Source organism: Nocardiopsis exhalans, assembly GCF_024134545.1.
Lineage (GTDB): Bacteria > Actinomycetota > Actinomycetes > Streptosporangiales > Streptosporangiaceae > Nocardiopsis > Nocardiopsis exhalans.
Map to the genome: position 1 here is coordinate 854,284 of NZ_CP099837.1, position 25,836 is coordinate 880,119.

Sequence of the window (25,836 nt, forward strand, 5' to 3'; positions counted from 1 at the left end):
CCCCGAGAGACAAGGAACAGGCCGATGTGGTTTCGACACCGTCGTGGCGCGGCCGCGGCAGCCCTGGGCGCCGTGGCGGTGATTCTGCTGCCCGCCTGCTCGGCGGAGCGGGAGGAGTCCCTGGTCGACGCGGACTCGCTGACGATCGGGGTCAAGGACGACCAGCCCGGACTGGGCCTGGACGTGAACGGCGAGCTGGTCGGGTTCGACGTGGACGTGGCCCATTACATCGCCGCCCACCTCGGGATCGAGGAGGTGGAGCTGGTGGGCATCACCTCGGCCGAGCGCGAGGAGAAGCTGGTCAGCGGGGAGGTGGACATGGTGGTGGCGACCTACTCCATCACCCCCGGCCGTAAGACCGAGGTGACCTTCGGCGGCCCGTACTACGTGGCCAAGCAGGACATCCTGGTGCGCGCGGAGGAGGACGCGGTGGACGGGGTGCGCGACCTGGAGGGGCGCAGCGTCTGTCAGGGCGCGGGCTCCAACTCGGCCTTCCGGATCACCGACGGCCTGGGCATCGACGTGCTCGAGCTCCAGGAGGCGGAGACCTACAGCGTCTGCATCGAAAGGCTGAGCGAGGGGTCGGTGGACGCGGTGTCCACGGACAACCTGATCCTCGCCGGGTTCCTGGCCGAGGACCCGGACTCGTTCCGCTTCGTGAACAACCCGTTCACCGACGAGAAGTACGGCGTGGGTCTGCCGCACGGCGACGTGGCGGCCTGCGAGGCGGTGAACAAGGCGGTCAGCGAGATGTACCAGGACGGGACCGCGGTGGACCTGCTGGAGGAGTGGTTCGGCGAGACCGACCTGGAGGTGGTCCGGACCGTCCCGCAGTTCGAGGGCTGCGACTAGGGCGGCTGCGCCAGTGGGAGAACACAGACGGGGCACCGCCGGAACACTGCAGGGGTCGCGTGTACCCGGTGTGACGGCTGTGAACGCGGTGCCGCATTCGCCCGGATCAGCGAGGGCTTCCGGGTGGCCCAAGCGGGGCAAATGGCAGATACTGAACCTTATGTAGGGCATTGGGGGGACAGAAGAGGAGTCGTCCGTTGACCATCGTCGAGTTCCTGAACGCGCGTTTGGATGAGGACGAACGTGCGTCCAAGGCCGTCCCCGTGGGCTCACGCGGCCGGGAGCGCGCACTGGCCGAGGTGACGGCCAAACGCAAGATCGTCCGCGGCTACACCGAGGCGCACACCGCCAGCATGAGCATCATCGAGACCTCCGCCCAGGCGGTGAAGGTCAAGGGCGACCCCTGGTCCGAACTGCTGGCCTGGCGACTCGCGGTGAAGTACCTGGCCGCCGTCTACCGGGGCCACCCCGAATACGACCGCACCTGGGAAGACTAGGGCTCGGGCAAAGCGAGGAGCCGGTCCACGGTCTCGGCCAGGTCCCGGCCCTCGACATCGGGGCCGGTGAAGACCGACGGGAAGCGTCCCTCCACGTGCGCCGACCACCCCGTGACCAGTCCGGCCGCGCGGCCGCCCGCCGCGTCCCAGCCGTGCGCGGTGATCAGACCCAACCGCTCCGGGGCCACATCCAGGGCGCGCGCCGCCGCCAGATAGGGCTCGCGGGCCGGTTTCCACGCCCCGGGCCGGTCACCCCCGGTGAGGATTTCCAGCGGGAGCGCGGAGCGCTCCAACAGCAGGCGTACCTGTTCCCCGTCCCCCTGACCGAGTACCGCCGTCCGCAAACCCCGCTCATGCGCGGCCGCCAGGGCCCGAGCGGCTTCGCGGCGTGGTTCGAGGCGGGTGAGCCCGTCGAGGATGGTGTCCTCCGCCGCCGGGGCGATCTGGTTCCCGGTGATGTCCCGCAGGGAACCCCGGGCGACGTCCTCGAAGGTACGGGCCCGGTTCAGCAGGGACAGCGCGAACGCGTCCCGCAGCAGGTGGTCGCGCCACCGGGTCATCAGCACCCGCGGGATCCCGGCCTCCCGGAAGCGCCACTCCAGCGGGCCGAGCGGGAAGAGGGTGTCCAGGGCGTCGAAGACCAGGGCCGCGGGACGGACGGGGACGTGCGTGCGAGGGGGCATGGGGTGCGCTCCAACTCCTGAGGGGTGCCGCGGTCTACCTACCCCGCAGCCGCGCTCAGAAGACCACGTAGTCGGAGATCTCGTCCTCCAGGTGCGCCGGGAGGCCAGTGCGGATCAGCGCGTCGGGCAGCGAGATGAACGGCGCGGACGAACGGGCCGTGATCAGGGCCTGCGCGTCCTCGGAAGTCAGGCCGGGGAGCCCGGCGATCACCTGGGCGGGGGCCCGGTTGAGGTCCACCAGGCCGCCGTCGTCGTAGCCGGTGTGCAGGTCGGGTCGGCCCACACCCAGTTCACGTGCGAGCGCGGGGTCCTCCTCGGCCAGTTTCCGGGACTCCTTCCTGCGCTGGGCGCGGTCGGCCGCCATCGCCCTGAGCTCAGCGTTGCTGCTGACCTTGCGGGCACCCTCCCCTGAGGAGGGAGCCGGGCCGCCGGGCGCGGCCGTGACCGGTTCGCCGCGCAGCCCCTTGTTGCGGTCGGAGTTCACCCCGTAGATGTCGTGGTAGAGGTAGGCCGTGGCGAGGACGACGAAGACGACGTAGATGCCGCCGGCAACCGTGCCGAGAGTGCTGTCTTCCCCGCTCGCGACGATGACGACGACGAACGGCACGGTGATCAGGGCGCAGATGCCCGCCGCACGGGACCAGTGGCGCAGTGCCGTGTAGCCGTAGACGAAGGGGGCGAGGGCACCGCAGCTGAGCAGGATCAGGAGCAGGAACGCGCGGCCGCCGGGATTGGTCTCGCTCTGCGCGGGTGCCGGGCCCTGTGGGTGGTGCGGGGCCTGGTGGCCGTGCGGGTCATACGAGTGGTGCGGATTCCGACGGTCATACGGGCCCTGACGGTCGTACGGATCATCCGGACCGTAGGGGGAACGACTGTCGGGCCCGGCGTGGTACGAGCCTCCCTGGCCGTACGGCGCGCCCGGGTAGCCGGGCTGCCGGGGATAGGGAGGAAGCGGTCGCTCCGCGTGACCGTAGTGCGGCTGCTGGGGGTCGGGCTCACCGTAGTGCCAACCATGGCCGGGGGGTGTGTTGGACATAGCACGACTCTATGGTGCGCAAGTGATTCGTGGTGGCCTTCGGGGTTTTCCGACAAACCGGAAGGGCGGCCCCGACCGGGTCAGCGCGCGTCGTTGAGCTGCGGAATCTGTTCTGCGGCCCAGGGGCTGATCACCCAGGGTGTCCGTTCGGCGAGCATGACCACGTCCGGCCAGGGCGCCCAGGTGAACTCAGCGACCTCGTTCGCGTCGGGGGAGGGGGTGTCCTCGGTCCGGGCCCAGAACACCGGGCAGAACTCGTTCTCCACGATCCCCTCGGCCGACACCGCCCGGTAGCGGAAGTCCGGGAGCGCTTCGGTGACCTCGGTCAGTTCGATGCCCAGCTCCTGGCGGACCCGGCGGCGCACCGCCTCGGTCATGGTCTCCTCCGGGGCGGGGTGGCCGCAGCAGCTGTTGGTCCACACCCCGGGCCAGGTGGTCTTGCCCAGGGCGCGGCGGGTGAGCAGGACCCGGCCGTCCGGGCCCACGACATAACAGGAGAAGGCCAGGTGCAGCGGGGTGCCCTCGGTGTGCACGGTGGCCTTGTCGGCCACCCCCACCCGCTGGTGCTCCTCGTCCAACAGGACCACGAACTCAGGCATCGACTCTCTCCACCGGCTCTCTCTACTGTTCCCCGCGACTGTCCACTCCCATGGTGGCCCGTCCCGCGCACCGCTTCGCACCGGGCAGTGTGGGGGAGATCCCGACCGTCCGGTGCCGGTTTGCGCATAAGGTTCCTGATGGCCCGGCAAGGCGGCCATCGGAACAGCGGCGGGGTGCAGTGGTGACGGAAACGGTGACGCGGACGACGGTCGACAGTATCGACCCGGACAGGCTTCGGGTGTGCCTGGAGGTGCTGGCCGAGGCGGAGGAGCTGCCCGGCGACCACGACGACTCCATGACCCTCCAGCGGGCCACCGCCCGGCTGTTCAAGGCCCTGAAGGAGCGGCGGCGCAAGGAGCGCCACGCCGCCCGCAAGAACCACGACGAGGCCGTGTTCGCGGCCACCGCCACGGCCGCGCCGGGCCGGATCGACGACGAGACCAACGGCCGCGCCCTGACCAGCCGGGCCCTGGGCGAGGGCGCGGACGAGACCCCGGACGCGGAGACCGGAGAGCCGGAAGCCGGACAGCCCGAAACCAGGAAGATCGCCGGGGTCCTGCGCAAGGCCCGCCCCTGCTACGTCTGCAAGCAGAAGTACCAGGAGGTCGACGCCTTCTACCACCAGCTCTGCCCGGAGTGCGCGGTCTTCAACCGGCAGCGCCGCGAGGCCCGCACCGACCTGAGCGGGCGCCGGGCCCTGCTCACCGGCGGCCGCGCCAAGATCGGCATGTACATCGCGCTGCGGCTGTTGCGCGACGGTGCCCACACCACGATCACGACGCGCTTCCCCAACGACGCCGTGCGCCGCTTCGCCGCGATGCCCGACAGCGACCAGTGGATCCACCGCCTGAGCGTGGTCGGCATCGACCTGCGCGACCCCGGCCAGGTGGTGCGCCTGGCCGACTCGGTCGCCGAGCAGGGGCCGCTGGACATCCTCATCAACAACGCCGCACAGACCGTCCGCCGCTCACCGGGCTCCTACGCCCCGCTGATCGCGGCCGAGGCCCAGCCGCTGACAGGGGAGGGCCTGCCTGAACCGCTGGTGCTCGGCGGGGTCCGCCCCCGCGAGCTGGAGGGCGCCCCCGAGGCCGAGGTCGCCAAGGCCGCGCCGCACACGCTGACCCCCGAGATGCTCACCTCGCTGGCGCTGACCACCGGCGCGGCGCACCCGGACCGGATCCGCGACGGCGGGGCGATCGACGCGGGCGGCCTGCTGCCGGACCTGGCGCCGGTCAACAGCTGGACCCAGCGGATCGGCGCGATCGATCCGGTCGAGATGCTGGAAGTGCAGCTGTGCAACGTGAGCGCGCCCTTCCTGCTGGTGGACCGGCTGCGACCGTCGATGGCCGCCTCGCCCGCGCGGCGCACCTACATCGTCAACGTGTCCGCCATGGAAGGGGTGTTCGGCCGCGGGTACAAGGGCCCCGGCCACCCGCACACCAACATGGCCAAGGCCTCGCTGAACATGCTCACCCGGACCAGCGCCGAGGAGATGCTGGAGAGCGACGGCATCCTCATGACCGCCGTGGACACCGGCTGGATCACCGACGAGCGGCCGCACCCGGACAAGGAACGGATCGCCGCGGCCGGGTTCCACGCCCCGCTGGACCTGGAGGACGGGGCCGCCCGCGTGTACGACCCCATCGTCCGCGGAGAGCTCGGCGATGACCTGCACGGCATCTTCCTCAAGGACTACAAGCCCTCGAACTGGTAGAGAGTCCGAGTTCCGGGTGGGTCTACGGATCACGTGAGCGCGTGGCGCAGATCCTTCATCAGCAGTACGAGATGCATCGGATCGCTCGGGCTCCGCTCGAACTGGGTGAGGCCGAGGTAGAACTGTCGTGCTGATTCGCTCTCGCAGTGGATGAGGAGAGCCCGGACACCGATCGTTTCGGAAGCCACCGCGACCCGGCGCAGCGCATCGACGACGAGTGCTTTGCCGAGTCCGATCCCCTGGACGCGGGTGTCGACTCCCAGCCGGGTCAGGATGACAACGGGTTGGCGGTACCTGCCGGCACCGCGCAGGAGCCGACTGGGAGCCGCAGAGGGAACGATGCTCCCAGCGGCCAGAGCGTAGTAGCCGACTACCGGGCGATCCGAATCCGGGTCTTCGTCACACACGACGTACACGCGCGATCCACCCGAGCGGTGCGCCTGAAGCGCATGGTCGGCCAACCAGTCGGATTGGGCGTGTGATCCGCAGTCGAAGTCGGCCGTCTTGTGATGCGCGGTGAGCGGCTCGACCGGCCCGAACCTCGGCTTCACGTGTCGTCCTCATGATGCTGAGAGCTGTTCTCATCGAGCACCGTGGGTTCGGTCAGGAGCTTTCGCAATCCGGGGATGTCGCGTGCGGGGCGTTCCAGGGCCGAGTCGAAGGCCGCCCACCCCTGTTCGTCCAACATGAAGACCCGTCGATCCGCCAGCGCGTTTGCCGCCGCTTCGGTGGCCGCACCGAGGACGAAGGCCGAGACCGTGTCCCCCGAGGCGGCGCTCGCGGCCTCGAGCAGGGCCTTCTGCTGGTCGTTGACTCTCAGGTGGATTCTCTCTGACTTCATGCTGGTAGCCATACCCCGGATTGTACGCACAATGTGCACACGCAAGGGTGGGTTTTTGGCGAACAACAATCTCAGGAACTACAAGCCCTCGAACTGGTAGCAGTCCGAGGGCTGTGCGGTTTGGGTCAGGGCGGTCAGGGCTGGAGGACCAGGCGGACCGGTGAGCCGATCCGCTGCTCCAGCTGCTCCACGGCCTTGGGCGCCTCCTCCAGGGAGAACGTGCCGCTGATCGAGCGGCTGAACTCCAGCCGGCCCGCCCGCACCAGATCCACCAGCTGGACCACGTGCTCGGCCTCCGAACCGTAGTGGCCGAGGATCTGCTGGCGCAGGTAGCTGAACCGGGTGCCGTCCCTGACCTCCAGCGGCTTGTCGGTCAGGCCGACCAGCACCAGGCGGCCGTGCTCGCCGAGTACCTGGACCGCCTGCTCGCGCACGACGGGGACCCCGGCGAAGTCGAAGGCCGCGTCGAGGCCGCGGCCGTGGGTCAGCTGACCGATCCGGGTGAGGAAGTCCGCCGCGGTGGAGTCCAGGGCGACGTCCGCACCGAACTCCAGAGCGCGTGCCCGGGCGTGCTCGTCGGGGTCGGCGGCGATGATCGGGGCGGCGCCCGCCAGTCGCAGCAGCTGGACGGCGTGCGCGCCCAGACCGCCCACGCCCCACACCGCGACGGCCTCGGCCGGGCGTACGTCACCGGTGGCGGTCACGGCGGCCCAGGGCGTGGAGACGGCGTCGGGGATGATCGCGGCCTGCTCGAAGGACAGCTCGTCCGGGATCGGGACGAGCGTGTCCTCACCGGCCAGCGCGTACTCGGCCCAGCCGCCGTCGTAGTCCACGCCCCGGGTGAGGACGCGCCCGTGCCGGTCGTGCTCACCGGCCTGGAGAGCCACCCGGTCGCCGGCCCTGACGTCCAGCACCTCCGGGCCCAACTCCTCGACCACCCCGGACACCTCGTGCCCCAGGGTGACGGTGTCGCCCTCGAGGTGGAGCGGGCTCAGGGCGCCGTCGATGAGGTGGACGTCGGACAGGCACACCCCGGCGGCCCGGACCCGGACCAGGACCTGCCCCCGGCCCGGCACGGGCCTGGGCACGTCGGTGACCTCGAGGGTCCGGTCGGTGATGTTCAGCCGAGCCGCGCGCATGGTGGCCATAGGTCATCCCTCGCAGTCATGTCGTCTGCACCCATTTCCCCACCGATCATCACGCTCGGGACATGGGTGTGTACTCAGGCGACACGGGCGATAAGGGTCAGAACCCGCTCACTTTTTCGTCAAGCGGGAGGCCCCGGGGAGCTGAGCGGCGGCGAGGCGTCCGGCGACTCACTCCATGAGTCCGCTCCGGTAGGCCCAGGCTGCGACCTCCACCCGGTTGCGGGCGCCCAGTTTCTCCTGGACCCGGGCCAGGTGCGTCTTGACCGTGCTGATCGTGACATACAACTCCGAGGCCACCTCCGTGTTGGTGAGCCCGCGCGCGACCGTCCGCACGATGTCCAGTTCACGCGCGGTCAGTCCGCTCTGGCCGTGGTCCCGCCGGGGTGCCTGGGAAGCCGCGAAGTGCTTGAGCAGACGCACCGTGATCTGCGGCGAGACCATCGCGTCACCCCGGGCGGCGGCCCGCACCGCCTCGATCAGCAGTGCCGGTCCCGCGTCCTTGAGCAGGAACCCGACCGCGCCGCCGGTCAGCGCCGCGTGCACGTACTCGTCCAGGTCGAAGGTGGTCACCACCACCACCCTGAGCGGGTCCGCCACCCCCGGTCCGGCCAGCCTCCGGGTCGCCTCCAGACCGTCGATGCCGGGCATCCGGATGTCCATGAGGACCACGTCCGGGCGCAGTTCCCCAGCGAGCCGGACCGCCTCGATCCCATCACCGGCCTCCCCGACCACCGAGATCCCCTCCTCGGCGTCGAGCATGTAGCGAAAACCCGTGCGGACCATCTGCTGGTCGTCGGCGAGCATTACCCGAATCGTCACTTCTGTCCGTTCCCCTGGTCGCGCGGTGCGGGGATCGTCGCCCGCACGGTCCAACCCTGCCCGATTCCGTTCGGTCCGGCGGACAGGTCACCGCCGAGGATCCGAGCCCGCTCGGCCATGCCGACCAGGCCGTGGCCGCCGCCGACCGTTCCCCCCGCGCCGCGTCCGGCGCCGCCCCACCCGTCGTCACGCACCCGCAGCCGCACCCCCTCGCTGTCGGCGCACACGACCACGCTCACCCGGCTGGCGCCCCGGGCGTATCGCAGCGCATTGGTGACAGACTCCTGAGCGATCCGCAGTACCGCCGTGCCCACCTCCGCGGGCAGTTCCCGTACCGGCCCGCTCACGTGCACCGATACCTCCGGGCGTCCGTGTGAGGCCGGGGCGGCCAGGGCCGTCAGCACCTCCGACGGCTCCGCGGTCAGCGGGGCCTCCCCGGGTTCGCGCAGCCGGGAGACCATGCCGCGCATGGACTCCAGAGCCCGTGCCCCGGCCGCCTCGATTTCCGGCAGTACCGCCCGGACGGCCTCCGGGTCCCGTTCGGCCACGTGCCGCAGGGCCTGGGCCTGCACCACGATCCCGGTCACCTCGTGGGCCACCACGTCGTGCAGGTCGCGGGCGATGGCCAGCCGCTCCTCGGCGCGGACCCGCTCCACGTGTGCTCGGCGCTCCGCCTGACGCCAGCGCAGGTACAACCCGGGAGCGAGCCCCACCGCGACCATCAGCAGGGCGGAGGTGGGGTCGGGGCCGAACGGGTCGCGGAGGTAGTCCGAGTAGGCGGCCAGGGCGCACAGCACCGACACCAGGGCGACCTGCCAGGGCCTGCAGCGCAGGGCGGTGAGGGCGAGCAGCACCAGCATGCCGAAGACCTCGGCCACGCCGAGCGGGTAGCCGAACATCCCCTTGGGCGCGGGCCACAGCAGTGCCGAGACCGCCAACACCGACAAGGGGGCCGACGAACCGGCGGCCAGGGTCGCCCAGGGGCCGACGCGGGGCCACACCGCCAGCCCCGCGGCCAGGGCGCAGACCGCTCCGGAGAGCGTGTACGCGAAGTCCACGCGGGAGTGCGGCGGCCCGACCCAGTCGTCGACCTCCCGCGCGGACAGCACGGTGACCAGGTCGAGAGTCCACAGCAGCGGCATCACCAGGGTGACGGCGAGCGCGGTGAGGTAGGCCCACACGGGAAAGCCGTTGACGTCGGGGACGAAAAGCCTGTTCAGGCGGGTGGGAACCCAGCTCGGTGACATAGAGCCAAGGCTAGGGCCCGGCCCTCGTGCGGACATCGGTCAAAGGGAGGACCCGTGCGCGGCACCGGCCGACGCGTACACGGTGACGGGCCGAAAGTCGGTGCCCGCGGCCTCGGCGTCGGCCGAAAGTCGTACCCCGGGGCGCGGGCGTCTCGGCTGTTCGGGCGATGTGCGGGAAGGGGGCCGCGGACGATCCTGGGGAGGTTGCCAAGGAGGCCCCATGCAAGAGACGACCCCGCATCCGCCCGTGCCGGGCGCAGACCAGTCCGCCGAACCGCCCGAGAGCGCGGCCGTGCCCGTACGTCGGGTCGCCTTCCTCGACGTGGCCCGCGCCCTGGCGATGATCGGCGTGGTCATGATGAACGCGCCGATCGTCGTCTTCGCCGCCGAGCGCGCAGGGGAGAGGACGGAGTCCACCCTGACGGCGGTGGTCGACGCCGCCCTGAACCTGTTGATGTCCGGCAACGCCCGATCCATGCTCATGGTGCTCCTGGGCGTGGGAGTGGTCCTGGCCTGGCGGGCGGCGGAAAAGCGCGGGGGCCGCCCGATGGTCCTCATGCTCTGGAGGTACGCGGTCCTCGGCGTGGTCTTCGGAGTGCCGCACCTGCTGGTCTTCTCCGGGGACATCCTCACCCTGTACTCGGTGTCCGCTCTGCTGTTGGCCCCGGCGCTGCCGCTGCTGCTCGGCGGATCGCGGGCCCGCCCGTTCTGGTCGGCGGTGGCGCTGTTCGCCGCCGCCCCCGCCCTGGAGTACTTCGTCGGCCAGGGGAACGAACTGCTGTTCCTGGTCGCGATGGTGCCCCAGACCCTGGCCTTCTTCTGCCTGGGTGTGTGGCTGGCCCGCCGCCCCGAGCTCTCCCCGGACTTCGAGGGGCCGACCAGCCTCCCGGTGCGGATGATCTGGGCGGGCCTGCTCATCAAGCCCCTCGGGTTCGTCCTCATGTTCGGTTCCGACTGGCTCTTCCCGATGGAGTTCGACGCCGAGGGGATCCCGGTGCTGGGCGCGGACGGCCTGCCGGTGGTCGATCCGGGATCGCACGCCCTGGTGTCACTGGGCGCCTCACTGGCCGGTCTGGGCGGTGCCCTGCTCTACCTGGGGCTCGTGTGGTGGCTGGTCCGCCGCGGCCGTGCCGCCTCCCGCGTGCTGGGCACCCTGGCGCCCCTGGGCCGGATGACGCTTACCGTGTACCTGCTCAGCACCGCCGTGTTCCTGTGCACGAAGCCGCTGGAGGGCGAGATCACCCTGCTGGCGCAGTACGGGCTCGCCGCCGCCTACTTCGCGGTGATGATCCTGGTCGCCCGCTGGTGGATGGGCGCGTTCCGTCTGGGCCCGTTGGAGTGGGTGTGGCGCAGTATCGTCCGGCGCCGCCCGCTGCCCCTGCGCCGTCGGACCGGTGCTGGCCAGGAGACCGAGAAGGCGCACACCGGCATCGGCTAGCCGACCGTGTCCGGACGCCCCGCGGCTGGTGCCGTGGGGCGTCCGCCGGTCAGCCCCCGGCCACAGAGGGCAGCAGACGGACGTCCGCGCCCTCGTGGACCGCGGCGTCCAGGCCGCCCACGGCTCTGCACTCGTCCTGGTCCACGAACACGTTCACGTACCGGCGCAGCTGACCCCGCTCGTCCCGGATCCTGCGGTCCAGCCCCGGGTGGCGGGCGGCCAGCTCGTCCAGCACCCCGCGTAGCGCGGTGCCGTCGTCGACCTCCACCGGGACGTGGGTGGCCCCGTCGGCGTCGGCCCGCAGCACGCTGGTCAGGTGTACGGTCACCCGCATCTCACACCTCCGCGGCCCGGACGCACAGCACGTCGGGCAGGTGCGCGGCCACCGGCTCCCAGCGTCCGCTGTCGTCGGTGGCCGCGTAGACGTCCCCGGAGCGGGTGCCGAAGTAGAAGCCGGGGACGTCCGCGCCGTCGGTACAGGCGGCGTCGCGCAGCACGATCCCGAAGTACGGGTCCTCGGGCAGGCCCTCGTTGACCGCCCGCCAGGACCCGCCGCCGTCGTCGGTGCGGTACGCGCTCAGCCGGTACCCCGGCGGGAAGTGCACCTCCTGGCTGACCACGGGGAAGTTCAGCGCGGACTCGGGGCGGTGCGGGTGGGCGACCACCGCGAAGCCGAAGTCCGTGGGCAGGCCCTCCTCGATCCGGCTCCACCCGTCGGTGGCCGGATCGGCGCTGCGGTAGACCCCGTGGTGGTTCTGGGCGTAGAACGAGCCGTCCGAGGCGGCGGCGACCTTGTGTACGCACTGGCCGTACTCGGGCTCCTCGTCGGGGAGGAACCCCGCCGCGATGCCGCGGTTGGCTGGCGCCCAGCTGGCCCCGCCGTCCTCGGTCTGGTAGACACCTCCGGTGGACATGGCCACGGTGATCGCCTCGGGGGAACGTCGACCCGAGCCGAGCGTGCCGGGCAGGACGGTGTGGATCGCCGCGCCCCCGGCCCCGGGGAACCAGTCGGTGCGGTGCGGGTGGTCCCACAGTGCGCGGACCAGTTCGAAGCTGGTCCCGCCGTCGCCCGAGCGGAACAGGGCGTGCGGCTCCACCCCGGCGTACACGGTGTCCGGGTCCGCGCCGAAGGCGAACTGCCAGGCGCGGGTGAGCGAGGCGCCGGTGTCCTCGGGGAAGGCGATCGGCGGGGCCCCGGGCTCGGTCCAGGTGGCGCCGAGGTCGTCGCTGTGCCAGACGCTCGGACCGAAGTGCCAGCTCTCCGTCCCGGCGAGGAGTCGCTGGGTGTGCGGGTTGATCCCGACGGTGTAGACGGGACTCATCCCGGCGTCGTTGGCCTCGTCGAGCCGGTGCGGACCGGTCACCTCCCACCCGCGCCGATCCTCGCTGCGGGCCGTGAACAGGCCCTTGCGTGTGCCGATGACCAGGAGATATGCCATGAGAAACCCCAGGGTGTGAGTTAGGTCTCCACTGTGGCACAGGGGTGCGACATGAGGAGGGCGGTCACCCGGTCGGCTGTGTCCGGAGAGTGGGAGAGGGGTGGGAGCGGCTTCGGGGGCGGGGTTCCGGACATCTCGGTAAGTGAATAGTTAGGAACCCGAACGATTTGCCGTGGGTGGTTAATTCACGCCGTTCGGAAATGCTGGGACCCTGGGAGGGATAACTTCCGTGTGGAGGGAACCCTTTCCGAGCAAGGGTGTCAGCGGTGAGTGGAAGGCGGTTGTCAGTACCAGATCTCTTTGCAATAAACTCCCGGGCCAACCGGTGTTCGCGCCGAGACTCCTCCAGGTTTCGGTATACCGGCCACAACCCGTCCTCCAGCCCGGAAGACTTCCCGCTAGCTCGGTCTCTCGGTCCGTTTCGGGACCACCGTCCCAATGGACGGTCCCGCGTACCAACAAGAACCGAGTTCCCACTCGATAGGGTCGCCCATGCACCACCCCCCGGACACGCTCCACGCTCGCAAACGCCGTAAGGCGAGGGCCACGATCGTGTCGGCAGCCTTCCAGCTCTTCGCAGAACACGGATTCGACAACGTCACGGTCGCCGCCATCGCGGAACGCGCCGAGGTCGGCCGCACCACCTTCTTCCGGTACTTCGGTGACAAACAACAGGTGCTGTTCGCCGACGACAGCGCCGAGGTCGACCGCATGTGCGCCTACGTGCTGGACAAGGCGGACCGGCCCCTGGGCAGCGACCTCGGGGCGGCACTCACCCTGCTCCGCGAGGCGGCGACCGTCACCCGGCCCTACGCCGCCCTGTCTCCGGCGCACTCGGCGGTCCTGGTACGGCTCCTTCGGGAGAGCATCGACCTCAGATCCCGTTACCTGCTCACCCGCCAACAACGGGCGCTCCGCCTGGCCGGAGCGCTCATCGAGGCGGGGGCGGTGGAGAGCGTCGCCGTCCTGGCCTCCCACGCCGCGATGGCCTGCGAACTCACCGCCATGCGCCTGGCCGAGAGCCCCGAGTCGTTCCCCGCCCGCATGGACGAGGCCCACGGGATGCTGCGCACCCTGGGGAACTGACCGGACCGGGGCGCGACCCTCCTGCCCCGGCCCGCGGTTCTCCGCCGCACCGCTTCCGGCCGCGCTGTTCCCTGCCGCACCACCGCTGCCTCCCCCGTCCCGCGAGCCCCGGCCCGCTCCGGTGCCGGGGGAGGACACCGGTGAGGGCTCAGACGTCGTGCTCCCGCACCAGACCGACGAGCCCGCGACCGAAGAACACCACGACGGCCAGACCGACCGCGCTCACCAGTGCGTAGGGGACGCGGAGCGCGTCGGTCTGGCCCAGAACGGGAGCCAGCGAGGCCACCAGGACACCGCCGGCCGCCATGCCCACGGCGCTCATGCCCCAGCTGACCGTGCGCATGGCGGCGTTCACCCTGCCGAGCAGGTGGTCCGGGGTGATGCGCTGGCGGATCGAGGTCATCGCGACCCCGTAACCCAGCACCAGACCGCCCGAGAGGAAGTACACTCCCGCCACCACCGGAGTGAGCGGGAACACCGCCACCACCAGGTACAGCAGGCTGCTCCCGGCCAGGCAGAAGACGGGGAGGGTGCCGTGCGGCAGGAGTGCGCGCAGCCGGGAGACCAGCTGGCCGCCGAGGATCCCGCCGACCGCGGCGAAGGCCATGAGCAGACCGAACCCGGCCGATCCCAGGCCCAGGGTGTCGCGGACGAACAGCACCTGGGTGGAGAGCATGGTCGCGTAGGTGGTGTTGACGAAAATCGCGATGACCGCCACCGCGCGCAGCAGCGGCTGGCTCCACAGCGCCTTCACGCCCTCGACCACGTCCTCCCGCACCCCGCGCAGCCCGCGGGGTGTCTTCGGCGGAGCCTCGGGAGCGAGTTCGGGGGAACTGCCCCGGGCGGGAGCGGTCGATCGGACCCTGAGCAGGGCCACCACCGAGACCAGCAGAGCGGCGATGTTGAACAGGAACGGCACGAACAGCCCCAGCGCCAGCACGAAACCGCCCAGCGGCCGCCCGGCGAACTCCTGTGCCACGATCGCCCCGGAGCGGATGTGCCCGTTGGCGCGTTCCAGGTTCTCCCTGGGGACCAGTGCGGGCACCGTGGTCTCGGCGGCTGTGTCGTAACAGACCTCCAGGGCGCCGAAGCAGAACGCGAAGGCCGCCAGCAGCGGGACCGACGCCCACCCGCTGAAGACCACCGCGGCCAGCAGCGCCCACAGCAGCACCCGCAGGGAGTTCGCGGAGACCATGAGGGTGAACCGGGGCAGCCGGTCTACCAGGACCCCCGCGGGCAGGGCCAGGAGGAGCCAGGGCAGCCGCCCGGCGGTGGCCACCGCCGCCACCAGCGCCGCGTTGTCGGGGGCCAGCGAGGAGGCCAGCCAGGGCACGGCGATCATCGCCACGCCGTCGCTCAGGTTCGAGGCCAGCGACGCGGACCAGAAGGCCCAGAAGCGCCCGCCGAGCGGCGCCGTCGTCGCACGGGTCGTGGAGTCGGACACGGGGGTGACCACCGGCCTTTCGCAGCCCGGCGTGTCGGGGTGGTCCCGATCGGGGCACCGGGGGTGACAGGTTAAGGGGTGCGCCGAGACGGACCGTGACCGGTGTCGGTCAGGCCCTCCCGACCTGTGGGGCTGGTGGGAATCGCCGTTCTCGGCCAGGATGGGGCGCTGTGAGTGGCACACGCAACACCTCCCAGGGCGACAACCACGGCACGCAGATCCAGATCGGTTCGGTGGGCGGTGCGGTCAGCATCCACCAGCCCGAGGTCAGAACCGTGCGGATCCTCCCGCAGCGGGAGACCAGCGTCTTCCAGAACCGCACCGAGGAACTGGCCCTGCTCGACACCCTCCTCGAACGCGCGGAGTCCGGCGAGGGCGGCTGGCTGTGGAGCGTCGTCGGCGGACCGGCGGTCGGCAAGACCACCCTCGTCCTCACCTGGATCATCCAGAACCGGCACCGCTTCGGCCACGCCCAGCTGGCCGTCGCCTGCGGCGGCGACCCCGGACCGGGGCGGGGCAGGGGCGTGGAGCAGGTGTGCGACGAGTACTTCCACGCGGTCGGCGTGGACACCGACGCACCGGGGTTCGACACCCTGGAGGGCAAGCTCAGCCGCTTCCGTCAGCACACCGAGGGAAGGCCGGTGGTGATCCTGCTGGACGACGTCCGCACCGCCGCCCAGGTAGAACCCTTCCTGGCGGACCTGCCCGGCACCGTCGTGATCACCACCAGCCGCGAACCCGTACGGGGCCTGGGCATGCGCCGACCGGCCGCCGTTCAGGTCGGACCGTTGGCCGACGAGGCGATCACCGCCCTGTTCGACGACGTCCTCGGGCCCGAGCGGCGCACCGCCGAACCGGAGGCCTTCACGCGCCTGGTCGACCTCTGCGGCGGGATCCCGCTGTTCGCCGGGTACGCCGCCGGGCTGCTGTACGACTCGGCGGACCTGTCCGTCGCGGAACTGGTCGAGCGGATGTCGAAGGGAGGCCGCATCGACTTCCTGGAGGAACTCTCGGAGGCGGCCACCCGCCCCGCCGCGGTCTTCGACGCTCCCTACCAGGCCCTCGACCCCGACGCCGCCCGGCTCTACCGGGCACTGGGCACCCACCCCACCCGGGACTTCGACACCTGGCTCGCCCGCGCGTACTTCCCCGACGAGCCCGAGCGCGGTTCCAAGGCACTGCAGAAGCTCCTGAACCTGACCCTGGTCAAGACCGACTGGGCGGGCCGCTACGTCATGGAGCACCTCACCTACGAGCACGCGGGATGGGTCGCCCGCACGCGGGGCTCTGCCCGGGAGCGCCGGCTCAACCAGCAGCGGACCCGCGGCTACTACCTGTTCGGGGCGGTCGCCGCCGACACCGCCAAACGCTGGAAGCTCGGACCGCTGTACGGGCAGGCCTCGCCCTACCCCCTGCCGGACTTCACCGGGGCCGAGCCGCCGAGCGCCGCCGCACCGTCCGAGAACGTCGAGCAACAGCTGGACCAGTGGCTGGAGCGCCGCCGCCGCGTCCGCGAGCGCAGCGCCCGGCTCAGGCCCCGCAGGGACGAGTGGGACCCCAGTCCCGCGGTGTGGTTCGAGGCCAACCTGGAGGCGATCCTGGCCTGCGTGGAGAGCACGGGCCGGGTGTGGGACGGCAGCCGCCCCGAGCCCGGCTACGCCTGGCAGACGGCCGAGGCCACCAACGCCTACTTCACCGGGCACGGCCGGATCGACGAACGCCTCACCCTGCTGGCCCTGGCCGCGCGGGACGCCGAGGCCTGCGGGGGCGCCGACGCCACGGCACGGATCCGGGCGCAGTGGGGCGAGGCGCTGCTGGGCCGGGGCCGTCTGACCGAGGCCCGTCAACAGCTGGAACTCTCCCTGGCGGCGGCCCGGACCGAGGGTACCGACCCCCGTGGCCTGGGCGCCGCCCTGGAGTGGCTGGGCATCCTGGAACGCCGCGAGGGCGATCGGGAGGCCTCCGAGCGCCTCCTGAAGGAGTCACTGCCCTTCCTCGACCACACCCGCGTACGCCCCCTGGCCCTGCACCACATGCACCTGGGCGACACGGCCCTGCGGGACCACGACCACGAGGCCGCGGCCGAACGCTACGAGGAGTCGCTCCGGCTGTTCGGCGAACACGCGCTCCGGGAGGGCCCGGACCACGCCAACGAGGGCAAGGTCCTGGAACGCTTGGCCCGCCTGGCCGAGAAGGACGACCCCGCCAGGTCCGTCACCCTGCTGAACACGGCGTTGGACCACTTCCTCGCGGCCGACCGCGCCTACCAGGTCGGCAAGGCTTTGGAACGCCTGGGCGACCTGGGCGAGGCCCCCGAACAGCGGTGGACCACCGCCGCGGAGGTCTTCGACCTCGTCGGCGCCGCCGGGGCGGCCGAACGCGTCCGCGGAAAACTGGGCTAGGAAACGACTACGGGGCCGGGTGCCAAGCACCCGGCCCCGCCAGTTCGTGAAAGGTCAGTCGAAGAGCTCGTCGGTACTCTCGGCCGAGATGGCCCGGGTGAACCAGGTGTCGAGTTGCTCAAGGTCAGAGCATTCCTCGATGCGGCTCCGTGCGGAGGCTTCGACGGCGACCTCGTGGGCCTCCAGAAGACGGAGGATGTCCTCGCGGCGGGCCTTGGCGAGACCCTCCTCCAGTCCTTCTTCGCGGCCTTCTTCGCGGCCTTCCGCGAGGCCCAGAGCACGGCCTTCCTCGCGCCCCTGGCCGACGTACTTGCGGGCGAAGTCGCTCTGCCACTCGTAGGTGCCGGTTGCCATGAGTTCCTCCCACATCAGTCGAGCCGCGACGCTGAGCTTGGACTCAATGAAGTCATAGTAAATGAGCCGGGTGTGTTCGGGCAGGTCGTCCAGCGCCGATTCGGCGGCCTTGAGCACCGCGGGGTTGTCCCCGTGCGCGGCGGCCGAGAGGACGGCCAGTTCCGGGAGACGTTTCGCGCGGTCGATGTCGTCGACGATCGGTGTGTTACTCGGTCCCAGGACCGCGGGCCTGAGCACAGCACCCCCGGTCTCGAGTTCGATCGGGCGGCGTGCCCACCGCTCCGTCGCGGCGTCCGGGCAGACCACCATCAGCCGAACCGGGCAGCGCAGCTGCTCCCGAACAGTGGCCAGGTAGAGGGGCCAGGTGTAGGGCTTGTCATCGTCCTTCTTCTGCTGAACCTCCGAGAGGATCGCGAGCAGCTTGCGGCCGTCGCTGTCGTAGAGAACGACGACGTTGTCCGATGTGAAGGGCGTCGGTTGGAGCTTGGTGTGGTCACCACAGCCGAGCTCCGCGCGGGCGAAGTCGGGAACGGGGAAGCCGAGCGTGTCACGCAGCATGAGAGGGACCAGAGACGGCCTGTTCTGGAGCAGGCGAACCTGGAGCTCGTGGTCGAATCCTGGCATGGCATGAAACTACTGAGCGTAGCCCCATGATGTCGGTGGAAACCGGAAATCAGGCGGTGCTGACCTGGAAGGGGACGGTGAGGGTTCGGTCCGGTGAGATCCGGATCCGCAGCGGGCTGAGCGCTGCCAGGGAGGTCGCCGTCGGCGGTTCCTCGGCGGTGAGGAGGAGGTCGGCCAGCACGCTCACCACCAGGTGTGCGTCGTCGTCGGGGAGTGGCCTGGCGAAGCGCACGCTGTGGGCGCCGCCGTGGCGGGTGCGCAGGCGGGCTCCTCCGGGGGAGTGCACGGCGGTGAGGCGGGCGCCGGGCCGGTGTGAGAACACGGTGTCGGACCACAGGGCCTCGTCCGCGGGCAGCTCGCACTCGGCGACGGTGAGGACGTCGGCGGCAGCGGCGAGCCGGTGGTCGAGTTCGGCGTCGGAGGAGACCAGGGTGCCGGGCCCGTTCGGGTTCACCGCGGCGGGCGTCCGGTGGACCACGAACTCGGGGCCGTCGGGGGAACCGGTCTCGGCCGGGGTGACGCTGACCCACAGCGAGGTGGGGGCGCTGCTCTGCGGCCGGGGCGGCGGCACGGCCAGGAGCGCGGGGGCGTGCGGTGGCGGTGCGGCACCCATGAGTCGGTAGGCCTCGGCCCGGATGAGGTCCAGGGCCTGCCCGGGCGCGGAACTGACCCAGGTGCGGGCCGTCTTGCGGGTCTGCTCACGCCGTTTCTCCGCCTGGTGCAGCTGGGGAGGCAGGGGCGCGCGGGGGTCGAGGTGGTGCGCCACCTCGTAGAGGCGGCCCAGCCCGGAGCCGGGGTCGATGGCGGCACGGCCGTCTGTGGCGAGCAGGACGGGGCAGCCGATGGCGGCGGCGTAGACGCTGACGGATCCGTGGTCGGAGATGACCAGGTCCGCGGCGGTCACGGTGGCCCGCCAACCCTCGTGGGGAGGGATGAGCACCAGCCCGGACCGGAGCGCCTCGGCCAGCCACGCCTCGATCTGGCGGCTGCTGTGCGAGGACCAGACATTGGGGTGCAGAACGAGGGCGATACGGAATTCGTCGTAGGGGAGTTCGGCGAGAAGCCGGTTCACCATTTCCGGATCGGCCCCGAAGAGGGAATCGGTTTTCCAGGTGGAGTTGACCGTGATGAGTTTATGGCCCGTATGCAGCCCGAGGTCTTTTCGGTAGTTGAGCCTGCGGGGCGCACTGGCGAGGAGGCGGTCGTAGCAGGGGTCACCGGCGAGAAAGGCGAGCGGGAGGGCGTCTGGGCAGCCTTCGCGCAGCCGGTCGTACTGCTCGTGGTGGGACAGTGCGATGGCGCTGGGGACCAGGCGCCCCTCGTGTTTGAGGGTGCCGTCGGAAAGCCCGAAGACCTCCTGTGTTCCTGGTTCCTGGTTCCTGGTTCCTGGTTCCTGGTTCCTGGTTCCTGGTTCCTGGTTCCACCGCTTATTGTATCCGTTGCCGTGGGGAATCCTCAGGATTTTGGATTTTATCTCGTGCAGGTCATCACCGAGGCTGGCGGTGACCACCAGGTCGAATTCCGTTTCCCGGGCTCGGTTCCAGGGGATGTGGCGGATTCCGCTTTCCCGGATGTACTCGTCGATCCCGTTGGCGAAGACGGCTCCGCTGGTCTGGGTGCAGTAGAGCTGGACTCGGGGGTCGTGCAGGGCGGGGAGGACGTCGGCGATTCGGGTGGCCGCGGTGACGCTGTGGATCACGAGGAGCACGTGCAGGCTGGTGTCCGCCGTCCGCCATCGAGGGGTCAGCGCCAGGGGTCTGGCGGGGCGGCTGTTCTCCTCGGCGGTCACAAGTCGCAGAGCCTACTAAGCGGGCCCGGCTCCTACAAAGTGCCGTTGCTGTCCACACGCGCTCAGAGTCGCGGGGCGCAGTTGGCTGGGTGCGGTTGGCGGGGCCGGAGGGGCAGTGTCGACCAGCTCGTCTTCCAGCTCCATACCTGACCTGCGGATACGCAAGATCCTGTGGCCGGGGCACCTGAAGGCTGGATTTAGTAGGACGTCCAACTATATGGTGAGGGCGCCGAGGAGCGGGGAAGCTGGTGCGAATCCAGCACGGTCCCGCCACTGTGACCGGACAGAACGTCCGGAAGTCAGACCACCGCTCGCGGCCCGAGAGTCGTGTGATCCACGAGGATGGAGCGAACACGTATGGTCAGCGATCTGACGCATTTCGTGCATGGCAAGAACGTCCCCGGCCGGACCGGCCGCTTCGGTGACGTGTACGACCCCAACACCGGGCAGGTGCAGGCGCGCGTCCCCCTGGCGGACCGGGCGGAGACCGAGGCGGTCATCGCCGACGCCGCACAGGCCCAGGTCGAGTGGGGCTCCTGGAGCCCCCAGCGCAGGGCCCGGGTCCTGCTGAAGTTCCTCCAGCTGGTCGAACCCGAGCGCGAGGCCATCGCCCGCGCGCTGTCCGCCGAGCACGGCAAGACCGTCGCCGACGCGCACGGCGACCTCCAGCGCGGACTCGAGGTGGTGGAGTTCGCCGCCGGTATCCCGCACCTGATCAAGGGCGAGTTCACCGACAACGCCGGATCCGGGATCGACGTCCACTCCCTGCGCCAGCCCCTGGGCGTGGTCGCGGGCATCACCCCGTTCAACTTCCCCGCGATGATCCCGCTCTGGAAGGCCGCGCCCGCGCTGGCCTGCGGAAACGCGTTCATCCTCAAGCCATCCGAGCGCGACCCCTCAGTGCCGTTGCGGCTGGCCGAGCTGTTCCTCGAGGCCGGGCTGCCCCCGGGCGTGCTCAACGTGGTCAACGGCGGCAAGGAGACGGTGGACACCCTGCTCACCGACCCCCGCGTGGCCGCCGTGGGCTTCGTGGGCTCCACTCCGATCGCCGAGTACGTCTACTCCACGGCCACCGCGCACGGCAAGCGCGCCCAGTGCTTCGGCGGGGCCAAGAACCACATGATCGTCATGCCCGACGCCGACCTCGACCAGGTCGCCGACGCCCTCATCGGCGCCGGTTACGGTTCCGCGGGCGAGCGCTGCATGGCCATCTCCGTCGCGGTCCCGGTGGGCGAGGAGACCGCCGACGCCCTCGTCGCCAAGCTCACCGAACGCATCGCCGGACTGACCGTCGGCGCCTCGGACGACCCCGAAGCCGACTTCGGCCCCCTGGTGTCCAAGGACGCCCTGGAGCGGGTCGACGCCTACGTCGGGCTGGGGATCGAGGAAGGAGCCGAGCTGGTCGTGGACGGCCGCGGCCACAAGGTCAGGGGTTACGAGGACGGCTTCTTCACCGGTGCCTCGCTGTTCGACCGCGTCACCCCCGACATGCGCATCTACCAGGAGGAGATCTTCGGCCCGGTGCTGTCCGTGGTGCGCGCCGACGACTACGAGCAGGCCCTGCGCCTGCCCAGTGAGCACGAGTACGGCAACGGCGTCTCCATCTTCACCCGCGACGGCGACACCGCCCGCGACTTCTCGCAGCGGGTCAACACCGGCATGGTCGGCGTGAACGTGCCCATCCCGGTGCCGGTCGCCTACCACACCTTCGGCGGCTGGAAGCGGTCCGGCTTCGGCGACCTCAACCAGCACGGTCCGGACTCCATCCGCTTCTACACCCGCACCAAGACCGTCACCTCGCGCTGGCCCTCCGGGGTCAAGGAGGGCGCGGAGTTCACGATCCCGGTCGTCAGGTGAGCGCCGCGATCTCCGACGAACAGCGCGCGCTGGCCGAAACCGCGCGCGGGTTCGCCGACGAACACCTCGCCCCGTTCGCCGTGGACTGGGACCAGACCAAGCACTTCCCGGTCGACGTGCTCCGCAAGGCCGCCGAACTCGGCATGGGCGGCCTCTACGTCCGCGAGGAGTCCGGCGGAACCGGCCTGAGCAGGCTCGACGGTGTCCTCGCCTTCGAGGCCCTGGCCACCGGCTGCCCGTCCGTCGCCGGATACCTGTCCATCCACAACATGGTCGCCTGGATGGTCGACCGCTACGGCGACCACGAGCAGCGGGCCCGCTGGCTGCCGGGCCTGTGCTCCATGCAGACCCTGGGCAGCTACTGCCTCACCGAACCCGGGGCCGGGTCCGACGCCGCCGCGCTCAGCACCCGCGCGGTCCGAGACGGGGACGACTACGTCCTCACCGGCTCCAAACAGTTCATCTCCGGGGCGGGCGCCTCCGAGGTGTACGTGGTGATGGCCCGCACCGGCGGCGACGGCGCCGCGGGGATCTCCGCGTTCGTCGTGCACCGCGACGACCCCGGGGTGTCCTTCGGCGCCAACGAGGCCAAGATGGGCTGGAACGCCCAGCCCACCCGCCAGGTCCTCATGGACGGGGTCCGCCTGCCCGCCGACCGGCGCCTCGGAGCGGAGGGCGACGGCTTCCGCATCGCGATGAACGGGCTCAACGGCGGCCGCCTGGGCATCGCCGCCTGCTCGCTCGGCGGGGCCCTGGCCGCGCTGGAGGGCAGCACCGTCTACCTGGGCAGCCGCGAGGCCTTCGGCGCTGCGCTGATCAACGCCCAGGCGCTCCAGTTCCGGCTCGCGGAGATGGCCACCGACCTGGAGGCCGCCCGCTCCCTGCTGTGGCGGGCCGCCTCCGCCCTGGACGAGGGCGCCCCCGAGGCCGCGCACCTGTGCGCCATGGCCAAGCGCTTCGCCACCGAAGCCGGGTTCACCGTGGCCGACCAGGCCCTCCAACTCCACGGGGGGTACGGCTACCTCACGGAGTACGGCATTGAGAAGATCGTGCGCGACCTGCGGGTGCACCGAATCCTGGAAGGAACCAACGAGATCATGAGCCTCATCATCGCTCGCCGACTCACCGGGGCCGCCTGATGACCAGCGACGCCACCCCCACCGGGCAGACCCCGGACGACGCCACGGTGCTGCTGCGTGTCAACGGCGCGCTCGCCCACGCCACGCTCAACCGGCCGCGCGCGATCAACGCCCTGGACCACGGGATGGTCCTCGCGTTCGCGGACGCCCTCACCACCTGGGAGAAGGACGAACGGGTGTCCGTGGTGCTGCTCGACGGCGCCGGGGAGCGGGGCCTGTGCGCGGGCGGCGACATTCGCGCCATCCGGTCCAGCGCCGTGGACGGGGACCGCCAGGCCGCTGACTTCTGGCGGGACGAGTACCACCTCAACGCGCAGATCGCCCGCTATCCCAAGCCCTACGTCGCCCTCATGGACGGCGTGGTCATGGGCGGCGGCGTGGGCGTGTCCGCGCACGGCGGCGTCCGCGTGGTCACCGAGCGCTCCAAGGTGGGCATGCCGGAGACCACCATCGGATTCGTGCCCGACGTCGGCGGCACCTACCTGCTGTCGCGGGCGCCCGGCGAGACCGGCACCCACCTGGCGCTCACCGGCACCCCGGTCGGTGCGGCGGACGCGGTGTACACCGGGATGGCCGACCACTACGTGCCCTCCGAGCGTCTGCCCGACCTGATCTCCGCGCTCTCGGAGGCGAGCACGGAGACCGGCGTCGCCGACGTGATCGGCCGATTCGCCGAGATCGTCCCGGCCGGGGCCCTGGAGTCCCAGCGGCCGTGGATCGACGCCTGCTACACCGCGGACACCGCCGAGGAGATCGTGGCGCGGCTGCGCGGGCACGGCGACCCGGAGGCGGCCAAGGCGGCCGACACCATCGAAGCCAAGTCGCCGACCTCGGTCAAGACGACTCTTGCGGCGCTGCGCCGGGCGCGGGAGCTGGCCACGCTGGAGGAGGTCCTGGAACAGGAGTACCGGGTCTCCACGGCCACGCTGGCCTGGCCCGACCTGGTGGAGGGCATCCGGGCGCAGGTGATCGACAAGGACCGGAACCCGAAGTGGTCCCCGGCCACGCTGGAGGAGGTCGGCGATGCCGACGTGGCACGCGCCTTCGAACCGGCTCCGGACGGTTCGCTCGGCCTCGCTGAAGCCGGCGCCGAAGCCGGTGCGGCGAGCAGTGACAGCGACTCCGGAGGTGCGCGGTGACCGCGATCGCCTTTGTCGGGCTCGGCAACATGGGCGGTCCGATGGCCGCCAACCTCGTCGCCGCCGGGCACGACGTCAGCGGGTTCGACCTGGTCCCCGAAGCACAGGAGAAGGCAGCCGGAGCCGGGGTCCGGGTCGCGGGCTCCGCGGCCGAGGCGGTGGCCGAAGCGGACGTGGTCATCACCATGCTGCCGAGCGGCCGCCACCTGATCACCGCCTACCAGGGCGCCCCGGACTCGGCGGGCGGCGGTCTGCTGGCCGCGGCCCGTCCCGGCACGCTGTTCCTGGACTGCTCCACGGTGGACGTGGCCGACGCCCGCACGGCCAACACCGCCGCGGTCGAGGCCGGGCACCGGGCCATGGACGCCCCGGTCTCCGGGGGAGTGGCGGGGGCCCAGGGCGGCACGCTCACCTTCATGGTGGGCGCGGAGGGGGCCGACCTCGCCACGGCGGAGCCGCTGCTGAACGTCATGGGCGGCAAGGTCGTGCACTGCGGCGGCGCGGGCGGCGGCCAGGCGGCGAAGATCTGCAACAACATGGTGCTGGGCGCGTCGATGCTCGCGGTGAGCGAGGCCTTCGTGCTGGGTGAGCGGCTGGGCCTGACCCACCAGGCGCTGTACGACGTGATGTCCACGGCGTCGGGGCAGTGCTGGTCGCTGACCTCCTACTGCCCGGTTCCGGGGCCGGTCCCCACCAGCCCGGCCAACAACGACTACAAGCCGGGGTTCGCGGCCGCGCTGATGGCCAAGGACCTGGGCCTGGCCGCCAACGCGCTCGACCAGACCGGGGTGGACGCGCTGATCGGCAGCCACGCGGCCGAGATCTACCGGGCCTTCGCGGACAGCCTGGACGGTGAACCGCGCGACTTCTCGGCGATCGTGGAGTCGGTGCGCGAGCGCTCGCAGCAGCCGGAGACGGCACCGGAGCCCGCTCCGGAGTGAGTTCGGGGTGAGCTCAGTCGGACGGGTGAGGGCCCGGGCAACCTGTGGGGACGGGGAGCCCGGGCCCTTTCACGTCCGATGCTGGCCCTTCCCCTGGAGGAACGGGTGTCGGAGCCCGTCTGTATGCTCCGATTTCGGCACAGGCAGGCCTGGTCTTCGGGCCTGCTGCCCGGCGGTCCCGCCGCCCGATGACGAGGAAGTCCCCCATGAGTACGAGCCCCATGCCCCGTGCGCTCAGAGTCGTTCGCGCGCTGCTGTACATCAAGGTCACCCTGACGCTTATCAGTGCTCCCCTGATGCTGATCGGGATCGCGGTGATGACCGAAGACGAGGTCTTCCAGGAGATGGGGACGGTGAAGGCGGCCGCGGCCGCCTTCACCGTCGCCTACTTCGCTCTGGCGCTCTTCGAGCTCTACGTCGTGGTGACCCTGCGTCGCGGCGGAAGGACTCGCCAGCGGTACATGCGAGTGCTGGTGGGGCTCCACCTGCTCTTCGCCCTCGCCCATCTGCTCACGGGAGGAATCTCTCTCGTGGACATCGCCATCGGCGCTCTGCTGCTGACCCTCAACGAGAGTCGCTCCGCCCGGAACTGGTACCGGTCCGGGACCCCGGCCGTTCCGACCGGCACCGCTCGTCATGTGGCGGTGTCCCACGGCGAGTAGCGTTCCGGGGTTGAAGTGCCCCGAACGACGCACCACGAGGAGTTCCCCCCATGAGCCCAAACCCGGCACGCTGACCGCGGTCCAG

Annotated in this window: 24 protein-coding genes and 1 riboswitch; of the genes, 11 read left to right on the plus strand and 13 right to left on the minus strand. The window is 70.9% G+C overall.

Annotation, left to right across the window (positions count from 1 at the left end; all coding sequences use genetic code 11):
* Positions 1-24 precede the first annotated feature (24 nt).
* Entirely contained in the window at positions 25-852 is an 828-nt protein-coding gene (locus NE857_RS03785; RefSeq protein WP_254419812.1) for a glutamate ABC transporter substrate-binding protein, read from the plus strand.
* 197 nt (positions 853-1,049) lie between these two features.
* Positions 1,050-1,349, plus strand: a complete 300-nt coding sequence (locus tag NE857_RS03790; RefSeq protein WP_017578918.1) for a DUF6221 family protein — start codon at positions 1,050-1,052, stop codon at positions 1,347-1,349.
* Here the strand turns inward: NE857_RS03790 and NE857_RS03795 are convergent.
* From NE857_RS03795 to idi, 3 genes are all read right to left on the minus strand, one after another.
* Positions 1,346-2,032, minus strand: a complete 687-nt coding sequence (locus NE857_RS03795) for an HAD family hydrolase (protein WP_254419813.1) — start codon at positions 2,030-2,032, stop codon at positions 1,346-1,348. The two genes, NE857_RS03790 and NE857_RS03795, sit on opposite strands and share 4 nt — an antisense overlap.
* Positions 2,033-2,087: 55 nt before the next feature.
* Positions 2,088-3,068: a type II secretion system protein GspK gene (locus NE857_RS03800; RefSeq protein WP_254419814.1), complete on the minus strand. Its 981-nt coding sequence runs from the start codon at positions 3,066-3,068 to the stop codon at positions 2,088-2,090.
* Positions 3,069-3,148: 80 nt separating this feature from the next.
* The gene (gene idi / locus NE857_RS03805; RefSeq protein WP_254419815.1) at positions 3,149-3,667 is read right to left on the minus strand and encodes an isopentenyl-diphosphate Delta-isomerase; all 519 of its coding nucleotides are present in this window, start codon (positions 3,665-3,667) and stop codon (positions 3,149-3,151) included.
* Positions 3,668-3,849: 182 nt separating this feature from the next.
* Here idi and NE857_RS03810 point away from each other — a divergent pair, with 182 nt between their 5' ends.
* Positions 3,850-5,382 (plus strand): SDR family NAD(P)-dependent oxidoreductase, encoded by a 1,533-nt coding sequence (locus NE857_RS03810; protein ID WP_425572151.1) that lies wholly within the window; start codon positions 3,850-3,852, stop codon positions 5,380-5,382.
* A gap of 29 nt (positions 5,383-5,411) precedes the next feature.
* Here the strand turns inward: NE857_RS03810 and NE857_RS03815 are convergent, their stop codons facing one another.
* The 5 genes from NE857_RS03815 to NE857_RS03835 all read right to left on the minus strand — a co-directional run bounded on the left by NE857_RS03815 (position 5,412) and on the right by NE857_RS03835 (position 9,437).
* A complete protein-coding gene (locus NE857_RS03815) occupies positions 5,412-5,933 on the minus strand; it encodes a GNAT family N-acetyltransferase (protein ID WP_254419817.1) in 522 nt (173 codons plus the stop codon).
* Entirely contained in the window at positions 5,930-6,235 is a 306-nt protein-coding gene (locus NE857_RS03820; protein ID WP_017578912.1) for a type II toxin-antitoxin system TacA family antitoxin, read from the minus strand. Before NE857_RS03820 ends, NE857_RS03815 begins: the two co-directional genes overlap by 4 nt.
* A 122-nt stretch (positions 6,236-6,357) precedes the next feature.
* Complete coding sequence (locus NE857_RS03825) at positions 6,358-7,371, minus strand: zinc-binding dehydrogenase (RefSeq protein ID WP_254419818.1); 1,014 nt, start codon at positions 7,369-7,371, stop codon at positions 6,358-6,360.
* A gap of 168 nt (positions 7,372-7,539) precedes the next feature.
* Positions 7,540-8,190, minus strand: a complete 651-nt coding sequence (locus NE857_RS03830; RefSeq protein WP_026116227.1) for a response regulator — start codon at positions 8,188-8,190, stop codon at positions 7,540-7,542.
* Positions 8,187-9,437, minus strand: coding sequence for a sensor histidine kinase (locus NE857_RS03835; RefSeq protein ID WP_254419819.1), 1,251 nt, complete (start codon positions 9,435-9,437; stop codon positions 8,187-8,189). The genes NE857_RS03830 and NE857_RS03835 overlap by 4 nt, the downstream gene beginning before the upstream one ends.
* A gap of 220 nt (positions 9,438-9,657) precedes the next feature.
* On the opposite strand from NE857_RS03835, the gene NE857_RS03840 reads away from it, so the two are divergent.
* Positions 9,658-10,875: a DUF418 domain-containing protein gene (locus tag NE857_RS03840; RefSeq protein ID WP_254419820.1), complete on the plus strand. Its 1,218-nt coding sequence runs from the start codon at positions 9,658-9,660 to the stop codon at positions 10,873-10,875.
* A gap of 49 nt (positions 10,876-10,924) precedes the next feature.
* On the opposite strand, the gene NE857_RS03845 is transcribed toward NE857_RS03840, so the two are convergent.
* A complete protein-coding gene (locus NE857_RS03845) occupies positions 10,925-11,209 on the minus strand; it encodes a MoaD/ThiS family protein (RefSeq protein ID WP_254419821.1) in 285 nt (94 codons plus the stop codon).
* A gap of 1 nt (position 11,210) precedes the next feature.
* Positions 11,211-12,314, minus strand: a complete 1,104-nt coding sequence (locus NE857_RS03850) for a WD40/YVTN/BNR-like repeat-containing protein (RefSeq protein ID WP_254419822.1) — start codon at positions 12,312-12,314, stop codon at positions 11,211-11,213.
* A gap of 492 nt (positions 12,315-12,806) precedes the next feature.
* Here NE857_RS03850 and NE857_RS03855 point away from each other — a divergent pair, with 492 nt between their 5' ends.
* Positions 12,807-13,400: a TetR/AcrR family transcriptional regulator gene (locus tag NE857_RS03855; RefSeq protein WP_254419823.1), complete on the plus strand. Its 594-nt coding sequence runs from the start codon at positions 12,807-12,809 to the stop codon at positions 13,398-13,400.
* 148 nt (positions 13,401-13,548) lie between these two features.
* Here NE857_RS03855 and NE857_RS03860 read toward each other — a convergent pair whose 3' ends face one another.
* On the minus strand, positions 13,549-14,844 hold the full coding sequence (locus NE857_RS03860) for an MFS transporter (RefSeq protein ID WP_254419824.1): 1,296 nt from the start codon (positions 14,842-14,844) through the stop codon (positions 13,549-13,551).
* A gap of 170 nt (positions 14,845-15,014) precedes the next feature.
* On the opposite strand from NE857_RS03860, the gene NE857_RS03865 reads away from it, so the two are divergent.
* Entirely contained in the window at positions 15,015-17,246 is a 2,232-nt protein-coding gene (locus NE857_RS03865) for a tetratricopeptide repeat protein (RefSeq protein WP_254419825.1), read from the plus strand.
* A gap of 54 nt (positions 17,247-17,300) precedes the next feature.
* Here NE857_RS03865 and NE857_RS03870 read toward each other — a convergent pair whose 3' ends face one another.
* Positions 17,301-18,224 (minus strand): hypothetical protein, encoded by a 924-nt coding sequence (locus tag NE857_RS03870; protein ID WP_254419826.1) that lies wholly within the window; start codon positions 18,222-18,224, stop codon positions 17,301-17,303.
* 49 nt (positions 18,225-18,273) lie between these two features.
* Complete coding sequence (locus NE857_RS03875; protein ID WP_254419827.1) at positions 18,274-20,013, minus strand: CDP-glycerol glycerophosphotransferase family protein; 1,740 nt, start codon at positions 20,011-20,013, stop codon at positions 18,274-18,276.
* A gap of 211 nt (positions 20,014-20,224) precedes the next feature.
* Positions 20,225-20,372, plus strand: a riboswitch (adenosylcobalamin (AdoCbl) riboswitch).
* Here NE857_RS03875 and NE857_RS03880 point away from each other — a divergent pair.
* The 5 genes from NE857_RS03880 to NE857_RS03900 all read left to right on the plus strand — a co-directional run bounded on the left by NE857_RS03880 (position 20,371) and on the right by NE857_RS03900 (position 25,751).
* Positions 20,371-21,870, plus strand: a complete 1,500-nt coding sequence (locus NE857_RS03880) for a CoA-acylating methylmalonate-semialdehyde dehydrogenase (RefSeq protein ID WP_254419828.1) — start codon at positions 20,371-20,373, stop codon at positions 21,868-21,870. Its footprint overlaps the riboswitch before it by 2 nt.
* On the plus strand, positions 21,867-23,009 hold the full coding sequence (locus NE857_RS03885) for an acyl-CoA dehydrogenase family protein (RefSeq protein ID WP_254419829.1): 1,143 nt from the start codon (positions 21,867-21,869) through the stop codon (positions 23,007-23,009). Before NE857_RS03880 ends, NE857_RS03885 begins: the two co-directional genes overlap by 4 nt.
* Positions 23,009-24,148, plus strand: coding sequence for an enoyl-CoA hydratase/isomerase family protein (locus NE857_RS03890; RefSeq protein WP_254419830.1), 1,140 nt, complete (start codon positions 23,009-23,011; stop codon positions 24,146-24,148). The genes NE857_RS03885 and NE857_RS03890 overlap by 1 nt, the downstream gene beginning before the upstream one ends.
* On the plus strand, positions 24,145-25,089 hold the full coding sequence (gene mmsB, locus NE857_RS03895; protein WP_254419831.1) for a 3-hydroxyisobutyrate dehydrogenase: 945 nt from the start codon (positions 24,145-24,147) through the stop codon (positions 25,087-25,089). Before NE857_RS03890 ends, mmsB begins: the two co-directional genes overlap by 4 nt.
* A gap of 206 nt (positions 25,090-25,295) precedes the next feature.
* Positions 25,296-25,751 carry a hypothetical protein gene (locus NE857_RS03900; protein ID WP_254419832.1) on the plus strand — a complete coding sequence of 152 codons (456 nt, stop codon included), beginning with the start codon at positions 25,296-25,298 and terminating at the stop codon, positions 25,749-25,751.
* Positions 25,752-25,836 lie beyond the last annotated feature (85 nt).

Bases quoted from the DNA above. Each gene is read 5' to 3' on its own strand.
- NE857_RS03785 (WP_254419812.1), top strand. From the start codon at position 25: ATGTGGTTTCGACACCGTCGTGGCGCGGCCGCGGCAGCCCTGGGCGCC.
- NE857_RS03795 (WP_254419813.1), bottom strand. From the start codon at position 2,032: ATGCCCCCTCGCACGCACGTCCCCGTCCGTCCCGCGGCCCTGGTCTTC.
- NE857_RS03800 (WP_254419814.1), bottom strand. From the start codon at position 3,068: ATGTCCAACACACCCCCCGGCCATGGTTGGCACTACGGTGAGCCCGAC.
- idi (WP_254419815.1), bottom strand. From the start codon at position 3,667: ATGCCTGAGTTCGTGGTCCTGTTGGACGAGGAGCACCAGCGGGTGGGG.
- NE857_RS03820 (WP_017578912.1), bottom strand. From the start codon at position 6,235: ATGGCTACCAGCATGAAGTCAGAGAGAATCCACCTGAGAGTCAACGAC.
- NE857_RS03825 (WP_254419818.1), bottom strand. From the start codon at position 7,371: ATGGCCACCATGCGCGCGGCTCGGCTGAACATCACCGACCGGACCCTC.
- NE857_RS03835 (WP_254419819.1), bottom strand. From the start codon at position 9,437: ATGTCACCGAGCTGGGTTCCCACCCGCCTGAACAGGCTTTTCGTCCCC.
- NE857_RS03840 (WP_254419820.1), top strand. From the start codon at position 9,658: ATGCAAGAGACGACCCCGCATCCGCCCGTGCCGGGCGCAGACCAGTCC.
- NE857_RS03845 (WP_254419821.1), bottom strand. From the start codon at position 11,209: ATGCGGGTGACCGTACACCTGACCAGCGTGCTGCGGGCCGACGCCGAC.
- NE857_RS03850 (WP_254419822.1), bottom strand. From the start codon at position 12,314: ATGGCATATCTCCTGGTCATCGGCACACGCAAGGGCCTGTTCACGGCC.
- NE857_RS03855 (WP_254419823.1), top strand. From the start codon at position 12,807: ATGCACCACCCCCCGGACACGCTCCACGCTCGCAAACGCCGTAAGGCG.
- NE857_RS03870 (WP_254419826.1), bottom strand. From the start codon at position 18,224: ATGCCAGGATTCGACCACGAGCTCCAGGTTCGCCTGCTCCAGAACAGG.
- NE857_RS03880 (WP_254419828.1), top strand. From the start codon at position 20,371: ATGGTCAGCGATCTGACGCATTTCGTGCATGGCAAGAACGTCCCCGGC.
- NE857_RS03890 (WP_254419830.1), top strand. From the start codon at position 23,009: ATGACCAGCGACGCCACCCCCACCGGGCAGACCCCGGACGACGCCACG.
- NE857_RS03900 (WP_254419832.1), top strand. From the start codon at position 25,296: ATGAGTACGAGCCCCATGCCCCGTGCGCTCAGAGTCGTTCGCGCGCTG.